Source organism: Hymenobacter lapidarius (assembly GCF_001816145.1).
GTDB lineage: Bacteria > Bacteroidota > Bacteroidia > Cytophagales > Hymenobacteraceae > Hymenobacter > Hymenobacter lapidarius.
In genome coordinates this window covers 1-4,869 of sequence record NZ_MDZB01000172.1, presented here as the reverse complement: position 1 = coordinate 4,869, position 4,869 = coordinate 1, and the positions used below count along the sequence as shown (strand labels likewise).

The 4,869-nt window shown below is 66.9% G+C and carries 2 protein-coding genes; both read left to right on the top strand.

Annotated features, from left to right (window positions below):
- Positions 1 to 878: T9SS type B sorting domain-containing protein (locus BEN47_RS19325; RefSeq protein WP_125921823.1), on the top strand; the 878-nt coding region annotated here is incomplete at its 5' end.
- Between the two features lie 211 nt (positions 879 to 1,089).
- On the top strand, positions 1,090 to 4,692 hold the full coding sequence (locus tag BEN47_RS19320; protein WP_083322612.1) for a DUF7948 domain-containing protein: 3,603 nt from the start codon (positions 1,090 to 1,092) through the stop codon (positions 4,690 to 4,692).
- The last annotated feature ends 177 nt before the right edge of the window (positions 4,693 to 4,869 follow it).

Below are 4,869 nucleotides of genomic sequence, written 5' to 3'. Positions count from 1 at the left end.
ACGTTCAGCGGGCCGGGCGTGGCCGGCGGGCGGTTCAATCCGGCCAGGCCGGGGTGGGCACGCACACGCTGACCTACGCCGTGTCCGACTCGCTGGGCTGCGGCGTAGCGTCCCGGCAAGTGGTGGTGACCCGGCCGCCGACCATTACTCCCGGCCGCGACACCACGCTGTGCGCCGACCTGCGCCAGCCGTTTCAGCTGCGGGGCGCGCTGCCGGCGGGGGGCGTGTGGAGCGGCACGGGGGTATCGGCCACCGGCTTTTTCACGCCGCCAGATACCAAAAACCGCGGCGGGATATTCACCCTAACCTACACCGTGACGCAGGGGCCGTGCCAGGCCTCGGCCACACGGCGGGTGGTGCTGGCCCCCACCACGGACCTGAACGTAGACCTGAACCTACCCGTGTGCGCCACCGCGCCGGAATACGCGGGCTTGGCCCCTTTCAAATTCCTCCTGATGCCCGTGCTCATTGCCCCCGGTGCCACGTACCGCTGGGATTTTGGCGATGGCAGCCCCACCAGCACCGAAGAGTCGCCCACGCACCTCTACGAGTTGCCGGGCACCTACCGCATCAAGCTCACGGCGCGCTACGGCAACTGCGACGTGCTCACGGGCTTTGCCCCTGTGGAAGTGGGCGAGGTGTTGGTGCCGAACATCATCACTCCCAACCGCGACTCGCTCAACGACAGCTTCCGGCCGCGCTTCAGCTGCCGGCCGGCTTCGCTGGAGGTGTTTTCGCGCTGGGGCCAGCGCGTGTACCAAACCAACGACTACCGCAATAACTGGAACGCCGACAACCTACCCGACGGCATCTACTACTACCTGCTGCGCGACGCCGACGACCGCCGCGTGAAAGGCTGGGTGGAGGTGCGCCGGTAGGCTGTTTTTAGTCACGTACCGCCCCACGTTCACCTCACCCCCTAGCCCCCTCTCCCGCGGAGAGGGGGAATTAGATTCTAGCTCTAGAAATTAGTTTACAACTACGCATTCTAGAGCTAGTCCCCCTCTCCGCGGGAGAGGGGCTAGGGGTGAGGTGAACGCGGAGGACATTTAGCACCAGCAACTACCCACTCACCCAGGCTTTTCACCGATGAAACCACCCCTACCCGCGGCGCTTGTGACGCTCTGGCTGCTGGCGGCCAGCGCCTGGGCGCAACCCCGGGCGCGCCCGGTGCCCGCCAGCTCCACCCTGGAATTTATTGAGAACAAAGGGCAGTGGGACGGGCGGGTTCGCTACGCGGCGCCCTTGCCGGGGGGCCGGCTTTTTGCCGAAGCCGATGGCCTCATGTTTGCGCTGCTGGCCAATGGTGGGCCGGCCCAGCACCGGCACGACGGCGCTGCTACCGACGAGGCTTCTCTCGGCGCGCCCGTGCCGGGGCATGCCCTGGCCCTGCACTTTGAAGGCGCCCGGCCGGCCACCATCACCGCCGAAACGCCCACGGCCGAGCGCCGCAGCTACTTCGTGGGCGCCGACGCCCGAAAGTGGGCCAGCGACGTGCGCAGCTACCGGGCGCTGCGCTACACCGGGCTGTGGGCCGGCGTGAGTGCGCGGGTGTACGAAAGCGCCGACCAGCACGTGGAGTACGATTTTGAGCTGGTCCCCGGTGCCAACCCGGCCGCCATCGGCCTGCGCCACGACGGGGCCGATGGCGTGAGCCTGGACGGGGCCGGCAACCTGCTGGTGCGCACCAGCGTGGGCACCGTCACGGAGCGGGCGCCGCAGGCCTGGCAGCTGGATGCGGCGGGGCGCAAGCAGGCCGTGGCGTGCCGCTACGTGCTGGCCGGGCCGGTGGTGCGGTTTGCGCTCGGCCGCTACGACAAGCGCCGCCCGCTGACCATCGACCCGGTGGTGGTTTTTTCCACTTATACTGGGTCGTTGGCCAACAACTGGGGCTTCACCGCGACCTATGATGCGCAGGGCAACCTCTACTCCGGGGGCATTGCCTTCGAAGCCGGCTACCCCACCAGCCCGGGCGCGTTCCAGACTTCTTTTGCCAAGTTGATTGACATTGCCATCATCAAGTTCAACACCAACGCCAACGGGCCCGCGGCGCGGGTGTGGGCGACTTACGTGGGCGGCGACAACACCGATTTTCCGCACAGCTTAGTGGTGAACGGTAAGGGGGAGCTGCTTCTGCTGGGCTCTACGGGCTCGAGCGACTACCCCACCACGGCGGGGGCGCTGCAAGCCAAATTTGGCGGCGGCACGCCGGCCAATGCGTTTGGCTCCGGGGCCGGGCCGCCCTTCGACGTGCCCAACGGCTCGGACCTGGTCATCACGCGCCTCAACGCCAGCGGTAGCGGGCTGGTGGCCAGCACCTACTTGGGCGGCGCGGGCAACGACGGCCTGCTGCCCTTCAACCCGCTTACCAAGCCAACGGCCGCCGTGCCGCAGCTGGTGCACAACTACGGCGACCCGTTTCGGGGCGACATCATCGTGGACGCGGCCGACAACGTGTACATCGCCTCGCACACCACTTCGAATAATTTCCCGCTGGCGCGGAGCTTCAGCAACACGTACCGCGGCGGCGCTTCCGACGGCGTGGTGTGCAAGCTCACGCCCACGCTCGGCGCGCTGGTGTGGGGCAGCTACCTGGGCGGCACTGGGGCCGACGCGGCTTATTCCATTCAGCTGGAGCCCGGCAGCGGCGACGTGTACGTGGCCGGGGGCACGGTGAGCGACGATTTTCCGGTGACCGCCGGCGCCTACCTCACTGCCAAACCGGGCCGGGTGGATGGCTTTGCGGCGCGCATCGCGGCCAACGGCACCAGCCTGCGGCGAGCCACCTACGTGGGCACGGGCGACTACGACCAGGCGTATTTCCTGCAGCTGGGCACCGACGGCGGGGTGTACCTGCTGGGCCAGACCACGGGGCCTTTTCCCACTTCGCCCGGCCTATATGGTACGTTTGGGGGCACGCAGTTTATTCAGAAGCTCGACGAGAACCTGGGGACGAGCTTGCTGGCCACGGTGTTTGGCGCGCCCACTTCGCCCCAGAACCCAGCCCGGTTTACCAATATCTCGCCCACCGCCTTTCTAGTGGACCGCTGCGACCGGGTGTACGTGTGCGGCTGGGGCGGCAACGTGAACCAGAACCCCTTCAACTACCTGGCTGGCAACGGCAGCACCAACGGCCTGCCCACGACTTCGGACGCCGTGCAGCCCGCCACCGACGGCAGCGACTTCTACCTAGCGCAGTTTTCGGCGGGACTCACGGGGCTCACCTACGGCACGTACTACGGCGACACCTCCCCCGGCTCCACCAGCGAGCACGTGGACGGCGGCACCTCGCGCTTCGACCCGCGGGGCATTGTGTACCAGGCGGTGTGCTCGTGTTTTTCGAGTTCGGGGTTTCCCATTCCACCGGGCGCCAATACGTATTCCGTCACCAACAACAGCTCCAATCTGACCTTCGGGGTAAGCTGCAACAACGCGGCTTTTGTGCTCAATTTTCAGCCTGACATTGCCAACGCCGGCGCCGACCAAACGGTGTGCGCCACGGCCGGGCCACAGGCGCTGGTAGGCAGCCCCGCGGGCGGCATCTGGACGGGGCCGGGCGTGTCGGGCAGCCCGGGCCAGGGCTTTGTGTTTACGCCCTCCCTGGCGCTGGTGGGCGTGCAGGCCCTCACCTACACCGTGCTCAGCACGGGCCTGTGCACCACCGTGGGCGTGCGCCGCATCACGGTGACGGCGCCGCCCACGGTCACTTTTTCGCCGCTGCTGCAGGCTGTTTATTGCCAGCCGGCGGCCGGGGCCCCGCCGCTGCCGGTGGTGGTGCTCACGGCCACGCCGGCGGGCGGCACGTTCAGCGGGCCGGGGGTGGGCGGCAACGCGGCGCTCGGGTATTTCTTTTCGCCCAACGTTGGCGTGGGCACCTTTCAGTTGGTGTACACGCTGAATGCCAATGGCTGCGTGGTTCAGGCCACGCAGGCTGTCACGGTAGCGCCCAGAATTGTGGTGGCCCTGCCCGCCGATACGGTGCTGTGCCCCGGCAGCACCCAGCCGTTCGCGCTGCGGGGCAGCCCGGCGGGCGGCATTTTTAGCGGGCCCGGCGTGAGCGGCACGGTGGCTACGGGGTTCTTTTTTACGCCCCCGGCCAGCTTCCCGTCACCATTGGTTTTAGCCTACACCGTGACCACGGCCGACTGCACGGGCACCGGCAGCCGGCGCATTTCGGTAGCGCCAATCCCCTCGTTGGTGGCCTTCTGGACTCCGGTGGCCTGCCCCGAAACCCGGCTCGCGCCGCTCACGCTGCGTTTCACCTTTGCCAGCTCCCTTGGGGCATCGCCGCCGCCCGGCCTGCTCTGGGAGTTCGGCGATGGCACGCAGTCGACCGAGGCCAATCCCACCCACACTTACTCCACGCCCGGCACCTACCAGCCCCGGCTGCGCCTGCGCTACAGCAACAACCGCTGCGAAACCACGGCCCTGCCTCCACTGGTAGAAGTAATCGAGCGCAAAATTCCTAACATCATCACCCCCAACGGCGACGGCCAGAACCAAACCTTTCGGCTGGGCCCAGACTGCGCGGCCCGCATGCAAATCTTCTCACGCTGGGGCCAAAGCGTGTTTGAATCCGCCGCCTACCACGACGACTGGAGCGCCACCGGCCAGCCCGCCGGCGTGTACTACTACCTGCTAACCTACGCCGACGGCCATCGGGTGAAAGGCTGGGTGGAAGTGGTGCGGTAAAGCCGGGAGCCGGGAATAGGGAGCAGGGAGTAAAAAGCACGTCATGCTGAGCGCAGCCGAAGCATCTCGCGTGCTATCACTAGGACGCGTGAACAATTAAAGTAGCTTTGAAGATGCAAAAAGACCGCACATTACTCACTGACGCGCACTGGCAACGCCTTTCACCGCTCTTACCGG

What these genes read in the sequence shown, in the direction of transcription:
- BEN47_RS19320 (WP_083322612.1), top strand. Translation starts at nt 1,090, where the DNA reads ATGAAACCACCCCTACCCGCGGCGCTTGTGACGCTCTGGCTGCTGGCG.